Origin of the sequence: Marinobacter antarcticus (assembly GCF_011049865.1) — a bacterium.
Classification (GTDB): Bacteria; Pseudomonadota; Gammaproteobacteria; order Pseudomonadales; family Oleiphilaceae; genus Marinobacter; species Marinobacter antarcticus_A.
This window is the reverse complement of record NZ_DRGY01000060.1, coordinates 1-17,856: the sequence shown is the minus strand read 5'-3', so window position 1 is coordinate 17,856 and position 17,856 is coordinate 1. Positions and strand designations below refer to the sequence as shown.

The window sequence follows — 17,856 nt, the reverse complement described above, 5'->3', positions numbered from 1 at the left end:
CGCCGTCCTGATTAAAAATGTTGCCACGATTGAAGCCCCGGCCGGACGTTGCGCTTGGGCTGTCCTTGTCGTACAGCAACCAGTCATCCATGCGGAAATTTCGGTGAAACCAGATGGCATGATCAAGGCTTGCGATCTGCAGGCCTTTGTTCATGAAAGACACACCGTGGGGGTTCAGGGACGTTCCCAAAAACGAAAAATCCGAAGCGTAGGTTAGTAGACAACGGTGAAGAACCGGGTCATCCGGTAGCGGCCCCAGAGCACGAAGCCAGCTCTGTTTGTGGGGCGGGCGTTTTTCCGGCGCAAGCGGATTCATCGGATCCACCGGGCGGATTTCAATGGGGCGATCACGCGTCAAGATTTCCCGAACTCTCTCGGGCAACTGCTCTGCCACCTCTAGCGCCATCATGTTGCCCCAGTCTTGCTCGGAGCGCAGGGTTTCAGGGTTTGGCGCGTCGGGCATATCCAACTGATGCTCAAACCCTTCTTCCGCAACATGAAACGACATGGAACCGGTCAGGATCTCCTTGCCATCCTGGCGGGCAATCACCCTGCGAACAGAAAAGCTGCGGCCATCGCGCACCCGCTGAACCTCGTAATCAATGGGCATATGTTGGTTGCCCGGGCGCAAAAAATAGGCGTGCATAGAATGACAGAGGCGGTCTTCAACGGTGTGACTGGCCGCCATAAGCGCCTGCCCGAGAACCTGTCCTCCGAACACGTGGGGAAATCCCAGGTCTTGGCTGTCGCCCCGATAGTGATCATCGCCGGTGGGGGACAAATACAACAGTTCCACCAGTTTTTTTGTGATTTCAAGCATGCCTGCTCCAGTTGATTCGTTAGCACACGACCGAGTCTTTACCCTAAGCGAGAAAATACCACTATTCACGAATGAATGGGCGGTACCACTTTGGACAATGCCTGCTTTTCTATAGCAAAACGGCCGGTTACCGCAAAGCCCAGCACTTCGCCGTCCGCGTTTTTGAATAAAGTTTTTACGTGGGAGCCATCCTGTTCAGTCTCCCAAAAACCGACAGCCTCTGCGGGAGGGGGGCAGACGGCCACGGGACAACAAGGTGTTTTGATCATCACCGGCATGGCGCCATAGCTCACGTCAGTCCGTACTCCAACAAGCGTTTTAGCCAGTGCCCGGGCACACGCCATCAGCGGCAAAACGTATAGCAGCACATGGCCATCAACCTCTGCGCAATCGCCCAGGGCATACACATTCTGCGCCGACGTTTCCAGCGCCCGGTTGACCTTGATCCCGCGGCCTGTGTCTATGCCCGCAGCGCGGGCCAACTCCGTTCGGGGTCGCAGGCCCACCGCAGAAATCACCAGATCCGCCTGCCGTTTTTCACCGTTAGCCAGGAAAAGGGTCAGGCCCGTGTCTGCCGGCTCAATCCGTTCAACCACCGTTTCAAGGTGAAAGCTCACACCCAGCGCTTCCAGCTCTGTTTGCACTGCATTGGCCGCCGCAGGTGGCAGTAGGCTCGGCATGACCGCATCAGAAGGGGCAATCACGTCCACTTCGTAACCGCCGTTACGCAGATCATTCGCAAATTCACAGCCTATAAGCCCGGCACCCATAATGGCCACGCGGCTTCCTGGCTTCAACGCCTTGCGAAACGCCCGATAATCTCCCAGGTCGTTGATCGGGAAAACGCGCTCCTGGCCCTCCCCCGGCAGAGTCAGGCGTATTACATCTGCGCCCCAGGCAAGCACCAGTTTGCGGTAAGACAGACTCTCCTCGCCCAGCAACAACCTTTGGTTGTCCGTGTCGATGCCGGTCACCGTTGTATAGGTGCGCAGTTTCAGGTTCAGCTGTTCCGCCATGGCCTCGGTGGCCGCCTGAGCAAGGCCTTCAGCATCCTTACCTTTGGTAAAACCGGTGGAGAGCATGGGCTTGGAATAACTGATGCCGTCATCCGCGGTGATCATCACAATCGGGACGTCTTTGTGCTGTTTGCGAATCTCCCGAGCGAGGGAATAGCCCGCCAAACCGGTTCCGACAATAACGATGGGGCCCTGCTCTGTCATAACCATGCTCCGTGTCGGTTCAACTGATCTCGATCATTTCAAAATCTTCCTTGCCTACGCCACAATCGGGGCAGGTCCAGTCTTCGGGCACGTCGTCCCAAGCGGTTCCGGGTTCGATGCCATCCTCAGGCCAACCTTCCGCTTCATCGTAAATCAGACCACATACCACGCACTGCCACTTCTTCATACACTCTCTCTCCGCCACAGGTTTGTGGGCACAATGTTAATGATTGAACACGACTCCAAGCACATGCTTTTTGGCGGCAGGCCATGATGTCCGCTCTGCCGATGCATTTGTGAGCGTTGCAATGCCATGATACCCGGCACATCCGGATTGACCAATGCCGAAGAAGACCTACCTGCCAGGCTTTTTATGGCCATTGTCGGCAGTGAACCCCCTCCCCTCCGCCGGCCCTCTCCGGTATAATCGCCGGTTTTACGACAGGACCGACCGTTATGACCGATACCGTCGCCGAAATGAATCAGGTTATGGCCGAGGCTGATTGCCTGGTTGATGAGCAACAGGTACAGGCTGCTATCCGTAAACTGGCCGACGACATCACTGGCCGCCTCAAAGGCAGCAATCCGCTGCTGCTTTGCGTCATGAACGGCGGGCTTATTGTTACCGGGCAACTGCTTCCGCAGCTCAGGTTCCCGGTGCAGGCAGAATATCTTCACGCAACGCGCTACCGGCAAGAAACCACCGGCGGCATTCTGGAGTGGAAACTCCAGCCTGAAGCGGACATGAAAGACCGTATCATTTTGATCGTTGACGACATTCTCGACGAAGGCACCACTCTGTGCGCTATCGCTGACTATTGTTTAGCCCACGGCGCAACGCAGGTGCTGACAGCCGTGCTGGTCGACAAGCAGCACGACCGCAAGGCCCGCCCGGATCTCAAGGCAGACTTCACCGGGTTGAACGTGGAAGACCGCTTCCTGTTTGGTTACGGCATGGACTACAAAGGATACTGGCGCAACGCTCCAGGGATCTATGCCGTTAAAGGCCTCTGATATTAAGATTGGCGAAGACCACGCGAGCCTGTTCATCCCGCCAACCGAGTGGTATCGGTCTCTCGCCGCGGCCGGCCTCCGTAATCCGGACGTTCATGGCCCGGCCCGACACTGGCTGCAGGTAGAAGGGTCTTTTACCCGTGCACTGCAGAAAAACTGCGTGCGTTCGTTTCACGTTGAAGTGCAACGCGAAGGCTTTGCGGCGCCGACCCTTGAAGAAGCCAGACGCCTCAAAATCCCCCTGCGCCAGCGCGCATGGATCCGCGAAGTACGTCTTTGCGGAGACGGCCAGCCCTGGGTTCTCGCCCGTACGGTTATTCCTCTGGTGTGTCTTACAGGTGAAGGCCGTCGCCTTCTTCACCTTGGCAATAAGCCGCTGGGTGCTTATCTTTTCAGCAGCCGGGGCTGGCAACGCGGACCGCTTGAAACCGGGCTTTGCAATAGCCAGGGCCGCCGTGATGTTCCAGAAATTGCACGCCGCTCTGTGTTCAGCAATAACCATAGCGAACTGCTGGTGGGCGAATACCTGCTTCCGGTACTGTATCGCCAGAACTGACGAAACACTGAAAACGCTCTGGTTTTCACCCACGCCTGCGAATGGATAGATCGATGTTGTTTGATGCCGTGCCAGACTCCATAAAGAGCCGACTCACCGACTACGCCCGACTGCTGCGTATCAATCGTCCCATCGGCACACTGCTCTTGCTGTGGCCGACCTACTGGGCGCTCTGGCTTGCCGCTGACGGCAGCCCCGGTATTGGCAACGTCATCGTGTTTACTCTGGGCGTTTTCTTCATGCGCGCCGCCGGATGCGCCATCAACGACTTTGCGGATCGCGATTGGGACAAGCATGTTGAACGTACCAAAGATCGCCCACTAACCACCGGCCGGGTGAATGCCTGGGAAGCACTCGCCCTGTTCGGTGGGCTGTGCATCGTCTCATTCCTGATGGTGCTACTGTTTACCAACACCCTCACCCTTTACCTGTCCTTCGGCGGCGCGGTATTGGCGTTTATCTACCCCTTCACCAAACGCTACACCCATCTGCCGCAACTGTTTCTCGGCGCTGCCTTCTCCTGGGCCATACCGATGGCATGGGCCGCAGAGGCGGGCGAACTCAGCCAGGTCACTTGGCTGCTGTTCACGGCCAATGTGCTCTGGACCGTTGCCTACGATACGTTCTACGCCATGGTTGATCGTGACGACGATCTGAAAGTCGGCATCAAATCGACAGCCATCCTCTTTGGCAATGCCGACCTGGCGATTATTGGCGTACTTCAGGCCATGGTGGTGTTGATCCTCGCGATCGTGGGCCATCGATGTGAGCTGGGTACCTTCTACTATCTGGGCCTGATGGCCATGGCGTGCCTGTTTATCTACCACCAGCACCTGGCTAAAGATCGAGAACGTGACGGTTGCTTTAAGGCATTTCTGAACAATAACTGGGCGGGATTTGCGGTTTTTTCCGGCCTCGTTATTGATCTTGTTCTTTCCTGATTCTTTCCTGACCAGGACTGTCACATACTTGTAACATTGGGGCGTTGTAATGGGCCTGCAACAAATCCAGGTCTCAAACAGGTTATAGCTTATGTCTGGAAAAACCGTCCTGATTGTCGATGACGAGCCTGCCATCCGCGAAATGATCGCTGTTGCTCTGGAAATGGCCGATTATGAATGTCTGGAGGCCGCAGACGCCCTTGAAGCCCACGCCCTGATTATCGACAGGCAACCGGACATTATACTGCTGGACTGGATGCTCCCGGGCACCAGCGGCATAGAGCTTGCGAGACGCCTGAAAAAAGAAGAGACCACCGCAGGCATCCCGATCATCATGCTGACGGCCAAAGTTGAGGAAGACAACAAGATCCGCGGTCTGGAAGTGGGCGCCGATGATTACATCACCAAACCATTCAGCCCCAGAGAACTGGTCGCACGCCTGAAGGCCGTGCTTCGCCGCGCCACGCCTCCCGGTATCGATGCACCCATTGAGGTAGACGGGCTTACCCTGGACCCTTCAAGCCATCGTGTGAGCGCAAACGAAAGCTCGCTCAACATAGGGCCAACCGAGTACCGCCTGCTGCAATTCTTTATGGCGCATCAGGAACGGGTGTATACCCGCTCGCAGCTTCTGGACCAGGTATGGGGCGGGAATGTATACGTTGAGGAGCGAACCGTTGATGTGCACATCCGGCGCTTGCGCAAAGCGCTGGGGGAACGCCACGACTATCTTATTCAGACGGTGAGAGGCGCCGGTTACCGGTTTTCTACCCAGCCTGCCTGATTCTTTACCCCGACCCGTCTGACAGAGGCCGGCACAAACCACAAGAACAACACAGGGCAGTCTTTCATGCAGCAAAACCGGTCGCGGCATCTGCGCTACACCCTTGCTGGCCTCGCAGGCACTACGCTTGCCGGTTGGTATCTGGGGTATCCGGTTTACGGGCTAACCATCGGGCTGGGAATCTATCTGCTGTGGACATACACCCAGATCCGGCGCCTGTCGCAATGGCTGGCAGACCCCTCTGCGACGGATGAAGCACCCCAGAGTATTGGTATCTGGGGCGACCTCTTCGAAAAACTGAATAAACTCAACCAGAACTATCTGCACACCCGGGATCGACTGCGGGCCAGAATCGACCGCATTCAGGAGTCCACTAATGCCATGCACGATGGCGTCATCATGACCGATGCGCGCGGCGCCATGGAGTGGTGGAATGGCTCGGCAGAGCACCTGCTGGGGTTTCGTCGCAGCACGGATCAGGGACAGTACATTTACAACCTGATACGCACACCCGCCTTCAAATCCTATTTCGACGCCAAAAATTACCGCGAGCCGCTGGAGCTGATTTCACCTGCAAAACCCCAAATCAGCCTGCAGATCCAGATCAGCCTGTTCGGAGAGAATGACCGCCTCATCGTTGCCAAGGATGTCACTCGCCTGCACCAGTTGGAGCAGATGCGCCGGGATTTCGTGAGTAACGTTTCCCATGAAATGCGAACGCCGCTAACGGTGATCAGCGGCTATCTGGAAACGTTGATGGACAACGCCGATGATCTGCCGGCCAAATGGCAGCGGGCGATCAACACCATGGCAACCCAGTCGTTCCGCATGGAAACACTGATTACCGATCTCATTCTGCTGTCCCGAATCGAAACCGATGAGCAGTCAGCAACGGAGGCGACAACAGACGTTGGCAAACTGGTCGGGCAGATCTGTCAGGATGCCAGAACACTCAGCGGCGAGAATCAGCATGAGATTGTCTTTCAGACGCCCGATCCACATCGGCTCAAAGGCGATGAAAACCAGCTGCGCAGCGCGTTTTCAAATCTGATATTCAACGCGGTCAAGTACACGCCCGCCCGGGGCCGAATCACCGTCTGCTGGTTTGCCAACGCCGAGGGTGGACACCTCTCGGTGAAAGATACCGGTGCCGGCATCGATCAGGTTCATATTCCCCGGCTCACGGAGCGTTTTTACCGTGCCGATCCCAGCCGCCATAAAGATACGGGGGGGACCGGGCTGGGCCTGGCCATCGTTAAACACGTGTTGCTCAATCACGATGGCACTCTGGACATCCACAGCCGGCTTTGTGAGGGCAGTGAATTTATCTGTCACTTTCCCCCGGAGCGCTTGATATAGGGAACGTTCAGCGCTTACCAGCCCGGAAGCGAGCGACAAATCGGGACAGGTCCTCCAGCTTTTGGGGATCCTCATCCACAAACCGGATGGTAACGCTGACAAAGTCCGTATCCTGGCGCTTGTCCACCGCCTGTAACTGGTGCACATAGCCGTTCAGCCTTGCCATCTGGCCTTCGCCGGTGTCTATATCCACCACGGCCTGCTCCAGAATGCCGGGAAACGCCTGGTCCCGCTTTGCAATCACCCGTACTTCCGTCAGATTGATATCCTTGACGACCGACTTCAGCGTGCTCTGCGCAAAGCGGACCGACGCCAGGCTCAGGCTGCTTTTTGTGGCCGCCGCCGGAGAGCTCTCCGGGGTCGCATGCCCGGGGTCTGTGCTTGGCGGCTCAGGCTGACTTGCCGTCGGGGCCGCGGGCTCGCGCTTTTGCGTGAGCAAGGCAGCCGACTCCTTGAACGCGTCTGCCGGGCCCGCCATGGATTTGCCACTCCTATCCATCGCAGACGCCAGAGCTTTTCCCATCACCTTGATGATTTTTTTGCTCAATCCTTCCGGGCTGAAAGGCTTACCAAGGTATTCAGAGGCGCCCTCCTGCACCGCTTTGATGACATGATCCTTGTCGCCGCGACTGGTAATCATGATAAACGGCGTTTTCTCATACTGGGGTTGCTGACGCATCCACTGTAGCAATTCAAGACCAGACATCTCCGGCATTTCCCAGTCGCACAGAATCAGGTCAAACGTTACCCGTGACATAAGCGACTGCGCCCTGCGGCCATTCTGGGCATCGGTCGTCTCTATGACGGGAAAGCGCTGGCGTATCGTGCGCTTAACCAGATCCCTTACAAAACTGGCGTCATCAACCACCAGCGCTTTCAGCGTTGCCATGTTTCGAACCCTTGCGAATGTATCGCTCAACTATAGAACAAAGGTCCTCAAGGAAAACACACAGACTACAAAAAGCCACAAACTTCAAACGCAAAAACTGCAGGTTAAAGAACCGTCACCCCCGGTCGCTTAGTAATGTGTTTCCCCGGCTCGAAAACACGCTACCATGGGGCTGATATCGCCCACACCCTTTACCCTGACCGAGGTTTCGCGTGCTGACCAAGTTTGCAAACATTCTTCCCAATCGGCGCATGGCGTGTCGCCTGTCCGTATCGGCCCTGATGGCTATTTGTGCACTGCCTGCACTGGCACAGAGTGACGCGCTCCCGAAAGCGCCGGAGGGCTTTGAAGAGTGCAAGCTGCGACTTCAGGAAGAGGCCATTGCGGCCGGGGTCAGCGCCAAAACGGCCCAGGACGTGATGACCGGGGTCAAACACATAGACCGCGTCATAGAGCTGGACCGCAAACAACCCGAGTTCACCACCACATTTGCAGACTACCTCAACCGTCGGGTGAACGATGACAGGGTAAACAAGGGCCGTGAGCTGATTAAAGAGCACAGCGCCTTGCTGGAAAGGGTTACCGAAGCAACCGGCGTACCCGCGCCCTATCTTGTTGCATTCTGGGGACTGGAGACCAACTTCGGCAGCTATTTCGGAAAAATGTCTGTGCCGGATTCGCTGACAACGCTGGCCTGTGATGCCCGACGCAGCACTTTCTTTACCAAACAGTTGATCGCGGCCCTGCGCATTATTGATGAAGGCTCCATACCGGCAGATCAGATGGAGGGGTCATGGGCCGGCGCTATGGGCCATGTTCAGTTTATGCCCACCGTGTTTCTGAAGCACGCCGTGGACGCCGACGGCGACGGAAAACGTGATCTCTGGCACAGCCTGCCAGACGCCATGATGTCTGCCGGGCGCTTTCTCCAGTCGATGAATTGGGACGCCGATTATCGCTGGGGCCGGGAGGTACTGTTACCCGAAAACTTCAACTACTCGCTGGCTGATGGCCGGCGCCTTGAACTGAGCAAGTGGCGTGACCTGGGCATCACCGATGCATTTGGCAAGCGTCTTGGGCAGGAAGATATCAAGGCGGCATTGATTGTTCCCGCCGGCCACCGTGGGCCAGCTTTTCTGGCGTACCACAACTTCAAGGTGATCATGGGCTGGAACCGTTCGGAGTTTTACGCCATTGCCGTCGGGCACCTTGCTGATCGTATAGCCGGCGCCGGAACGCTACAGAACCCGCCGCCGGAAGATACTTCGGCACTCTCGAGAAACACCATTCTTGAGCTTCAGGCTGCCCTGGGCGAGCGTGGCTACGACGCAGGTAAACCCGACGGCATACTCGGGCCCGCAACCCGTTCCGCTATCCGGAAGTACCAACAGGATAAAGGCCTGATCGCCGACGGTTTTCCAGGACAGGAATTGCTTGACGGGTTAGAGGTTACCCATTCCTGATCGCGGTGTGCGTTATTGATGGATTCAATCACTCAAGCTGCCCTCAGTAGGGACTACATAAACCATGCGCCTTGATCAGTTTATTGCAAGCAGCTCGCCTCTTTCACGCAAAGAAGCCAGGCGTGCCATACACGCTGGTAGCGTCGGGGTGAACGGTGAGATCTGGAAAAGCACCGGCACCCATGTGCCTACGGGCGCTCAGATTATACTGGAAGGAAGGCAACTGACATTGCCAGGTGAGCGCTATCTGATGCTCAACAAACCTGCAGGCGTTGTCAGCGCGACCCGCGACAACGAACACACCACCGCGCTGGATCTCCTGCCCCCGGAAATGACCCGCAACCTCCACATCGCAGGCCGACTCGACGCAGACACCACCGGCTTAATGCTGCTGACCACCGACGGCCAATGGTCCCACAGGGTCACGTCGCCAAAACTGGAACTGCTGAAAACCTACCGGGTTAGCCTGAGCACGCCCATTACCGACGCGGCCATTGAGGTGCTGGAAACCGGCGTGATGCTTCACAACGATCCGAAGCCTACAAAGCCCGCGCACGTAAAGGTTCTGGAGCAGCAGTTGATAGAACTGAGGATTTCGGAAGGCCGCTACCATCAGGTCAAGCGCATGCTGGCGGCGGTGGGTAACCATGTGGAAGCGCTGCACAGGCAGAGCATTGGCAAGATCGTTCTCGATTTGACACTGGAACCCGGTGCCTATCGGGAACTGACCGAGCAGGAAATCGCCTCGGCGGGCTGACGGCAGGGCTCAGCTGCGCTCGAAACGTTGAGCTTGCAGGTTTTTGCGCACGGCCCCGGCCTCGAACACTTCCCCGTTCATGGCAATATAAACGCCGGGCGGTAAAAGCTGGACTGCCGACCAGGCAAAACCGATATTGAATACCGCGTCACTGCGGCGCATGCGGGCGGGCTGCATGGCCCCGGTGAGCACAATGGTTTTGCCACGCACCGATGACAGTGCCTGAGCGGTTTCTGCCATGGTGTCCGTGCCGTGTGTAATCAGAATATGGTCGCTATGACAGCCAGCGACCGCTTCAAGAATCAGCCCCCGATCCTCATCCGTCATCTCCAGACTGTCTTTACGCAACAACCCCTGCAAGCGGTAACCTTTGTGAATATTGGATTCCGCCAACAGTTCCGGTACGAGAGACTCACCGATCTCAAACTCGCTGTTGGCGTCAAAGTACACTTTGTCGATGGTGCCGCCGGTGGTAAAAATCCTGATCATGGGTTTCGTGTCCTGCCAAGCTTGTCGCACGTACTTGCAGCCGCACTTTAATTCAGACGTGCCGCCTTACTCGAAGCACTGTTCGTAATGCTGTTCGTACTGCTGTTCGAACTATTGTTCGAACTAATAGTACGGTTCGACATGGCGTGATAAGCCGCGTTCTTTTCCCGCGCGTATTGCCGTGCGGCTTTCGCCACCTGCCCGCTTGCGCCCGTATCAAGCCAGCGTTTGATACGTCCGGCGTCCCCCATGGGCGACCGGGTACCCAACGAGTCCAGCAACACCGTTATTACCTGTTTGCCGTTCATGTTGGAGATCATCACCAGACAACGCCCGGCTTGTGAAAGATAGCCGGTTTTGCTCAGCCCTACACCCCAACTTTCGCGGTGTACCAGAGCGTTGGTGTTGCCAAAGGACAAGCTGTAACGGGGCTTGCGAAAGTGGCCACGAAAATATTCGGTTGTGGTGTACTCCCGAATCTCCGGATACTTTGCAAGCGCATTAACAAGCCTTACCAGATCGCCTGCGGTTGAGAGATTTTCAACCGAAAGACCCGTTGGGTCCACAAACCGGGTACCCGTCATGCCAAGGGCTTTTGCTTTGGCGTTCATGGCCTCAATAAACCCATCAAAGCCCCCCTGATAACTTCGCGCAAGGGTGTAGGCCGCAAAGTTCTCTGACGACATTAGTGCAATACGCATCACATCGGCACGACGCATCTGCGAGCCAATCCGGATGCGGCTGTACGCGTTGGCCGCAGGCGGCGTGTGCCGTTTCTGAAACACCAGCCATTCATTCAGAGACGCACCGGATTCAAGCACCACCAACGCCGTCATCAACTTGGTAACAGAGGCCAGGGGCACCGGCCGATCAGCGTTCTTGCCGAACACCAGATCATTGCTGCCCACCAGGGCCACCGCCGCGTTAACGGAGGCCAGCTTCGGGCCCTGTGCATCCGAATCAGCTTTGCCCGCATCGTGCGGCTGTGCGTGGGCTGCGATTGGCAGGCTGAATACCAACCACATCAACACGCTGACCAGTTTCACTCTGTGCATCTATCACGCTCTTTTTATTACAATTTCAAGGCAGATCGGTCACTGCGCCCGTGGATGCAGAGCTTACCGTGCGGGCGTATTTCGCCAGCACGCCGCGGGTAAAGCGCGGTTGCGGCGCCACCCAGGCTTGGCTCCGGCGCTCTAACTCCTGCGTCGACACGTCCAACTCGATACTGTTGGCAACCGCATCAATGGTGATGGTGTCGCCATCTTCAACCAATGCAATAGGCCCGCCGTCTGCGGCTTCCGGGGTGATGTGACCCACCACAAATCCGTGACTTCCGCCGGAAAAACGACCGTCGGTAATCAACGCCACATCGTTGCCAAGTCCTTTGCCCATAATGGCCGACGTGGGGCTCAGCATTTCACGCATACCCGGGCCACCTTTGGGGCCCTCGTAACGGATAACCAATACGTCACCGGCAACGACAGAACCATCAAGAATCTTTTCCTGCGCTTCTTCTTCGGAGTGGAATACCCGAGCGCGGCCGGTGAAATGCGTGCCTTCCTTACCCGTTATTTTGGCCACCGAACCCTCTGGAGCCAGGTTGCCATAGAGAATGCGCAAATGGCTATCCGCTTTGACGGGGTTATCGAAGGCGTGAATGATGTCCTGGGCTTCGGGATAGGGCTCAACACCTTCCAGATTTTCTGCCAGCGTTTGTCCGGTTACGGTCAGGCAATTTCCGTGCAGCAGGCCTCGTTCCAACAGCATTTTCATTAGAGGCTGAATGCCACCAATGGCAACCAGTTCCGACATCATGTAATGGCCGCTAGGCCGCAAGTCTGCGAGCACAGGTACGCGCTTGCCGATGTCTACAAAATCTTCAAGGCTCAGCTCAACACCCATCGTACTGGCCATGGCCAAAAGATGCAGAACCGCATTGGTTGAGCCTCCAAGCGCGATCACAACAACAATGCCGTTTTCAAATGCCTCGCGGGTCATAATGTCCGAAGGCTTTATGTCTTTGTCCAGCAGGTTCAAAACCGCAGCGCCCGCGGCACGGCAATCGTCCATCTTGTTCTTGGACACAGCGTTCTGTGCAGAACTTCCTGGCAGGCTCATACCCATAGCTTCAATCGCTGATGCCATGGTATTGGCAGTGTACATTCCGCCACAGGAACCCGGGCCGGGAATGGCCGTTTCCTCAATCTGTTTTACTTCGATCAGATCCAGATCACCGCGAGCATGGGCGCCTACCGCCTCGAACACAGAGACAATATCGGTGTGATTTTCACCCGGCAAAATGGTACCGCCATAGACAAACACCGATGGCCGGTTCAGGCGGGCCAGGCCCATAACGCAACCCGGCATATTCTTGTCACAGCCTCCGATGGCCACCAGTCCGTCGAAGCCCTCACAGCCCGCCACGGTTTCGATAGAGTCGGCGATGACTTCCCGGGACACGAGGGAGTACTTCATGCCAAGCGTGCCGTTGGCAATGCCGTCGGAAACCGTGATGGTATTGAAGATCAGCGCTTTGCCACCGGCGGAATCGGCACCGGCGGAAGACGCCTCCGCCAGCTCGTTGATGTGCATGTTACAAGGCGTCAGATTGCTCCAGGTGGAAGCAATACCAATCTGGGGTTTGCGGAAGTCTTCATCGGTAAAACCAACGGCCCGGAGCATGGCCCGGCCAGCGGACTTACCAATACCGTCCACCACTGGGGCAGAATAGCGGCGGCGTTTGTCATCGGTCATCAGTCTCTCCTTAAAAAGCGTTGGCCAGGCACTCTTTGTCCGTGCGGCTTGTGTGTCAGGCTTGACGCGGATCTGTTTCGGCAACCCAGGGGTTGGTCTTTCGGCTGTCACGGAAAGCGAGCAGGCTTTCGATGCCATTGAAGTGCACCAGGTCGCGAAAATCCAGCCAGTCCACCAGACAATAGAGGCAGATCGCCGGGTAATTCCATTCTTCAAACTGCCCGTCTTCTACCTGAGCGGCGAGGGTACGCATAGTGGTCATAATGCGTTCGCGCTGAAGTTCAAAAAACAACACGCCCGGGGAATCGACATCCAGCCCGGAGCGTTTGGCTAACAGCAAGATCACAGCTGAGTCGTTAGCACCATCAATCAACGTAAGCTGGTTCTGCTGATCCCAGGTGAGAGGATCTCTTCCCTGCTTGGCGCTGACGTAGCGAGAGATTATTCGTGAGTCATAAATATCCTGGCCGTCGCTTTCGAGCACGGGGATTTTAAGCGCCGGATTATTCCGCCGAATTTCGTCGCGGTCTGCACCGTAAATGTCGAGATTAACAAAATCATAGCGCTCTTCGTCCAGCAGGATACGAATGCGTCGAACGTAGGGTGAGGTAGTTGATCCAATCAGCTTCATATGCGCTCCGGTTGTCTAACCCAGTAGGTCTATGTGTATGGCTGAAATGTACCACATCAGCGCCCCTGCGCAGGAGAAATTACAGGTTTCTTACAGCAAAAAAAGGCAGCCGAAGCTGCCTTTTTGACGGTTATTGCTCTATCCCGGTGGGATCAGAGAGCAGTAACGTTTTCCGCCTGGGGACCTTTCTGGCCCTGGGTCACGGTGAACTCAACTTGCTGGCCTTCTGCCAGAGTTTTGAAACCGCTGCCCTGAATAGCGCTGTAGTGAACAAAAACGTCCGGGCCGCCTTCACGAGTGATAAAGCCAAAGCCCTTTGCTTCATTGAAGAACTTAACAGTACCGGTAGTAGTAGACATACTTAAACTTCCTGAAATCAATCATATTATCTGCTGCCATTCACTCATTGTGGCCGGTCAGCGTTTTGCGGAAAAACAGAACTTGCGGAATCAAAAACAGGACGGTCACTACTAACTGCGGAGTACGTCTTATTCATGAAATGCTTTCCTAAATCTTTCCTTAATTAGGGACTCTACTCCTGAATCTTATGCTTGCCAAGCCGATTTCTGATAATTCATGTAGGTAGTATCACGGATCAACCTTTCACCAGACTAAAGGTGTAAATACCCAGCGCCGTCATCAAGATGGAACCAATAACATGGACCAGAACGCCGGCTATGGCCATTGGCCATTTACCGTCCTGAATCGCGGCAAACATCTCCAGAGAAAACGTGGAGAAGGTTGTCAGAGCACCACACAAACCGGTGATGGCAAACAGCCGCCACTCGGGCGCCAGGGTACTGCCATGACTGAAATAGCCGATCAGTAAGCCAATCAGCCAACCTCCACCAAGGTTGGCTGCGAGGGTTCCCAATGGAATCGCGTGATAGCTGGTGTTCAGCCACAATCCCAGCCACCAGCGCAGGTTGGCGCCAATAACGGCGCCAACGCTAACGGCAAGGAGCGACAACCACATGGCGGCGGCCTGTCCTGTTACGCGGGATTGTGATCAATCAGGGTTTCCTTGTTACGGGCAAATTCATCAAACGGGAAATCGTCCACGGTGAGCATTTCCAGAACAACCGCTTCGTACTCCCGCATGAAATCAGCTTCTTCCTTGGTATAAATACCCGCCTCCAGGGCCGCTTCAAAACGCTCTTCAGGGTGCAGCGCGGTCATCGGCAATTCGCCCTTGGCGTAGGCCTTGGTCGCTTTACGATAGAGTTGCTCTGCTTTGTCATAGTCCTTCAGCAAACCGTTGTAGCGGGCTACCGGATTTTCTACCGCGCCTTCGCCTTCTGTTGTCCAGGTACTGGCAAGCAGCTTGTGCCGAATGGGCGTATCGGTCGAAATGAATCTCGCGAGCTTGCGTGCCAAATCATCGTGGGGATTATCCCAGCGCCGGCCCAGGGGCAAAGTAACAGCGCGCAAAACCACGGCGACGGCCCGGTTCGGCAGATTCCTGAGGAAGCCATCCAGAGCTTCTTCGGTGCGATGCAGCAGATAGCCAAGGCTGTACTGCATCACTTCTTTTTCCCCTTCAACCGGCTGGGTTTCGTGCCAGTTTTTGAGCACCATCGACGCCAGGTAAAGGTTAGACAGCATGTCGCCAAGGCGGGCAGAGATCAGTTCGCGCATTTTCAAGTCGCTGCCCAGAGTGGTCATGGCCGCATCAGAGCACAAGCCAAAAGCAGCGCTGAAGCGTGCAACTGCCTGAGCGTATTTTTGGCTGGAACTGTCGAACGGAACGCTCGCACGGCCTAGGCCAAACGCCTGGGTGAAGGCCCGAGCCGCGTTGCCGAAAACAAGGCCGGCGTGGCCGAAGAAGGCTTCATCGAACGCGTTGATATCGTCGTTATCCTTCGCAGCGAGCTCTTTAAGCACGTACGGATGACAGCGAATAGCCCCCTGGCCGAATATCATCAGGCTGCGGGTCATGATGTTGGCACCTTCCACCGTAATCGAGACGGCAGAACCACTGTAGCCAATACCCAGATAGTTACGTGGGCCAAGCGTCACTGTTTTGCCACCGTGAACATCCATGGCATCGGTAAGAATCTCACGCTGCATTTCGGTCAGGTGATACTTGAGAATCGCTGACGGAACGGCAGGCTTTTCGCCTTTATCGATCATGTTTGCGGTGTGGTTAACCGCAGATTGCGCAATGTAGGTCTTGGCCGCAATGCGCGCCAGGGGCTCCTGCACGCCCTCCATGTCGGCCACGGGCGTGTTGAACTGACGGCGAATTCGGGTGAAACCGCCGGCTGTACCCACCGCATAGGCGGCCGAGCCGGCGGCGCCGGAAGGCAGCGTGATACAGCGGCCTACAGAGAGACATTCAACCAGCATACGCCAGCCCTGCCCGGCCATTTCCAGGCCACCGATAATATAATCCAGAGGTATAAAGACGTCTTTGCCAATGATCGGGCCATTCAGGAACGGGCTGCCGATAGGACAGTGGCGACGCCCGATTTCCATACCCTCGGTGTTACGGGGTATCAACGCACAGGTAATGCCATAATCCTTGGTGTCGCCCAGCAGGCCGTCCGGGTCAAACATGCGAAACGCCAGCCCGACAACGGTGGCAATGGGCGCAAGCGTAATCCAGCGCTTTTCGAAATCCAGTTTGATGCCAACAACGTCTTTGCCGTCTATCTTGCGTTTACACACAATGCCGGCATCCGGCAGTGAGGTTGCATCCGAGCCAGCGCGGGGGCCTGTGAGGCCAAAGCAAGGTATTTCGCGGCCATCCGCCAAGCGTGGAAGATAGTGGTCTTTCTGTTCGTCTGTACCGTATTTGAGCAGCAACTCACCGGGGCCGAGCGAATTGGGCACGCCTACCGAAACCATCAGCATTTCATTGGCTGCAATCTTCTGCAGAACCGCCGTTTGAGCCTTGGCGGAAAAGCCCAGCCCGCCATACTCCTTTGGAATGATCATGCCGAAGAACTTTTCTTTCTTGAGAAAATCCCAAAGTTCTTTCGGAAGATCGGCGCGCTCGACGGCAATATCCCAGGCATCGCACATGGATATGGCATGAACGCACTGATTGTCCACAAAGGCCTGCTCTTCTTCGCTCAGGCCGGTGTGGCGGTTAATCAAAAGATTGTGCCAATCCGGACGCCCCGTAAACAGCTCGCCGTCCCAGCCTACAGTGCCCGCTTCCAGAGCGACCTTCTCAGTGTCGGAAACCTTCGGGGCAACGTTTTTGAACATGGCAAACACGCGGGGCGTCAGCCAGCTCTGGCGCAGTGCCGGCAACCCGGCCGCAGCCGTAATCGCGGCTCCGATAAAAAGCACGAAGGCCAGCCACCCGGATGCAAAAATCATCGATAGCACACCAACCACAACCATTACACCAATCGCCGGTCTGGCACCGGATTCTTGCCGCATGACAACCAATAAGGCTACCAGCGCCACTAGAAACAGAATAAAAGTCATCATAGGTTCTCTCTGTCAACCATGGTTAAAGTCTGCAAATCGTTACGTTTACGGTATCTCATCGGATGACTACTGACCAGCAAGTGCAGCAGCGTCCAGGGGTTTACAGATTCTTGAAACGGACATCGTCACGCAGTGATGATCACCCGGATACCTTCCAGAGCCAGACTGGCGCGCCCTATTGCCTCGCGGGCAGCCTCAAGCCGGTCCCGGAAGTAGTCGATTTCGTCTTCTCGAATAGCCGGGTTCACCTCTTTAAGCGCTTCCAACCGGCGAATCTCTGGCTCAAAGTTTGCGGCCAACCGGTCCAGCGCTTTTTGCTTCAGCGGCCCCAGATGCGGCGCAGAAAGACGTTCCACGTGATCCACCATGGTTTCCACCTGGGGCCGGATCTGCGGCACAATCGCCTGGGCGGTACGCCGGCGAATATTTGAACAGAGGTCGTTCAGACGGTCATGGGGAAGGGCCGCGGAGAGTTCTTTACCGTTCACATCCACCAACAGGCGCAGGGGCGAAACCGGCAGATAGCGAGTCAGTTGCAGCGCTTCCGGCGCGGGGCAGTGCACCGTAAACAGCGCCTCCATCAGTAGCGTACCCGGCGGCAACGCCTTGACGGACAAACTGGCCAGCGCCGCCTTACCCAGCCCGGAGCTGGTCACCGAGTCCATCACACCGGTCACCATGGGATGCTCCCAGCTCATGAACGCAATGTCTTCACGCTCCAACGCATGCTGG

Annotated in this window: 18 protein-coding genes and 1 pseudogene; 7 read left to right on the top strand and 12 right to left on the bottom strand. The window is 56.2% G+C overall.

Features of this window, described 5'->3' with window-relative positions; genetic code table 11:
- The 3 genes from ENI00_RS08135 to ENI00_RS08125 all read right to left on the bottom strand — a co-directional run.
- A partial coding sequence (locus tag ENI00_RS08135) for an acyl-CoA thioesterase (protein WP_304101185.1) occupies positions 1-820 on the bottom strand: 820 nt, incomplete at its 3' end.
- Positions 821-885: 65 nt separating this feature from the next.
- The gene (locus tag ENI00_RS08130) at positions 886-2,040 is read right to left on the bottom strand and encodes an NAD(P)/FAD-dependent oxidoreductase (protein ID WP_304101183.1); all 1,155 of its coding nucleotides are present in this window, start codon (positions 2,038-2,040) and stop codon (positions 886-888) included.
- Between the two features lie 19 nt (positions 2,041-2,059).
- Complete coding sequence (locus ENI00_RS08125; RefSeq protein ID WP_304101181.1) at positions 2,060-2,227, bottom strand: rubredoxin; 168 nt, start codon at positions 2,225-2,227, stop codon at positions 2,060-2,062.
- Between the two features lie 269 nt (positions 2,228-2,496).
- On the opposite strand from ENI00_RS08125, the gene ENI00_RS08120 reads away from it, so the two are divergent.
- From ENI00_RS08120 to phoR, 5 genes are all read left to right on the top strand, one after another.
- Positions 2,497-3,054 (top strand): hypoxanthine-guanine phosphoribosyltransferase, encoded by a 558-nt coding sequence (locus ENI00_RS08120; protein WP_304101179.1) that lies wholly within the window; start codon positions 2,497-2,499, stop codon positions 3,052-3,054.
- Complete coding sequence (locus tag ENI00_RS08115) at positions 3,035-3,610, top strand: chorismate--pyruvate lyase family protein (RefSeq protein ID WP_304101177.1); 576 nt, start codon at positions 3,035-3,037, stop codon at positions 3,608-3,610. Before ENI00_RS08120 ends, ENI00_RS08115 begins: the two co-directional genes overlap by 20 nt.
- 53 nt (positions 3,611-3,663) lie before the next feature.
- On the top strand, positions 3,664-4,551 hold the full coding sequence (gene ubiA / locus ENI00_RS08110; RefSeq protein ID WP_304101175.1) for a 4-hydroxybenzoate octaprenyltransferase: 888 nt from the start codon (positions 3,664-3,666) through the stop codon (positions 4,549-4,551).
- A 91-nt stretch (positions 4,552-4,642) separates the two neighbouring features.
- Positions 4,643-5,335, top strand: a complete 693-nt coding sequence (phoB, locus tag ENI00_RS08105; RefSeq protein WP_304101173.1) for a phosphate regulon transcriptional regulator PhoB — start codon at positions 4,643-4,645, stop codon at positions 5,333-5,335.
- 66 nt (positions 5,336-5,401) lie between these two features.
- Positions 5,402-6,694 (top strand): phosphate regulon sensor histidine kinase PhoR, encoded by a 1,293-nt coding sequence (gene phoR / locus ENI00_RS08100; RefSeq protein ID WP_304101171.1) that lies wholly within the window; start codon positions 5,402-5,404, stop codon positions 6,692-6,694.
- Between the two features lie 7 nt (positions 6,695-6,701).
- Here phoR and ENI00_RS08095 read toward each other — a convergent pair whose 3' ends face one another.
- Entirely contained in the window at positions 6,702-7,583 is an 882-nt protein-coding gene (locus tag ENI00_RS08095) for a response regulator (protein WP_304101169.1), read from the bottom strand.
- A gap of 212 nt (positions 7,584-7,795) precedes the next feature.
- Here ENI00_RS08095 and ENI00_RS08090 point away from each other — a divergent pair, with 212 nt between their 5' ends.
- Positions 7,796-9,046, top strand: a complete 1,251-nt coding sequence (locus ENI00_RS08090; protein ID WP_414674231.1) for a lytic murein transglycosylase — start codon at positions 7,796-7,798, stop codon at positions 9,044-9,046.
- Positions 9,047-9,110: 64 nt separating this feature from the next.
- On the top strand, positions 9,111-9,803 hold the full coding sequence (locus ENI00_RS08085) for a pseudouridine synthase (protein ID WP_304101168.1): 693 nt from the start codon (positions 9,111-9,113) through the stop codon (positions 9,801-9,803).
- Positions 9,804-9,812: 9 nt separating this feature from the next.
- Here the strand turns inward: ENI00_RS08085 and ENI00_RS08080 are convergent, their stop codons facing one another.
- The 8 genes and pseudogenes from ENI00_RS08080 to ENI00_RS08045 all read right to left on the bottom strand — a co-directional run.
- Positions 9,813-10,292 (bottom strand): asparaginase domain-containing protein, encoded by a 480-nt coding sequence (locus ENI00_RS08080; protein ID WP_304101166.1) that lies wholly within the window; start codon positions 10,290-10,292, stop codon positions 9,813-9,815.
- 47 nt (positions 10,293-10,339) lie between these two features.
- Positions 10,340-11,347, bottom strand: a complete 1,008-nt coding sequence (gene pbpG, locus ENI00_RS08075) for a D-alanyl-D-alanine endopeptidase (RefSeq protein WP_304101164.1) — start codon at positions 11,345-11,347, stop codon at positions 10,340-10,342.
- 25 nt (positions 11,348-11,372) lie between these two features.
- Complete coding sequence (ilvD, locus tag ENI00_RS08070; RefSeq protein ID WP_304101161.1) at positions 11,373-13,049, bottom strand: dihydroxy-acid dehydratase; 1,677 nt, start codon at positions 13,047-13,049, stop codon at positions 11,373-11,375.
- 55 nt (positions 13,050-13,104) lie between these two features.
- Entirely contained in the window at positions 13,105-13,680 is a 576-nt protein-coding gene (locus ENI00_RS08065; protein ID WP_304101159.1) for a glutathione S-transferase N-terminal domain-containing protein, read from the bottom strand.
- Between the two features lie 152 nt (positions 13,681-13,832).
- Positions 13,833-14,039, bottom strand: coding sequence for a cold-shock protein (locus tag ENI00_RS08060; protein WP_041340064.1), 207 nt, complete (start codon positions 14,037-14,039; stop codon positions 13,833-13,835).
- 236 nt (positions 14,040-14,275) lie between these two features.
- On the bottom strand, positions 14,276-14,656 hold the full coding sequence (gene crcB, locus ENI00_RS08055; protein ID WP_304101157.1) for a fluoride efflux transporter CrcB: 381 nt from the start codon (positions 14,654-14,656) through the stop codon (positions 14,276-14,278).
- A gap of 17 nt (positions 14,657-14,673) precedes the next feature.
- A complete protein-coding gene (locus tag ENI00_RS08050) occupies positions 14,674-17,121 on the bottom strand; it encodes an acyl-CoA dehydrogenase (RefSeq protein ID WP_304101187.1) in 2,448 nt (815 codons plus the stop codon).
- 128 nt (positions 17,122-17,249) lie between these two features.
- A pseudogene (locus ENI00_RS08045) lies at positions 17,250-17,856 on the bottom strand (RNA polymerase-associated protein RapA); the annotation flags it as partial.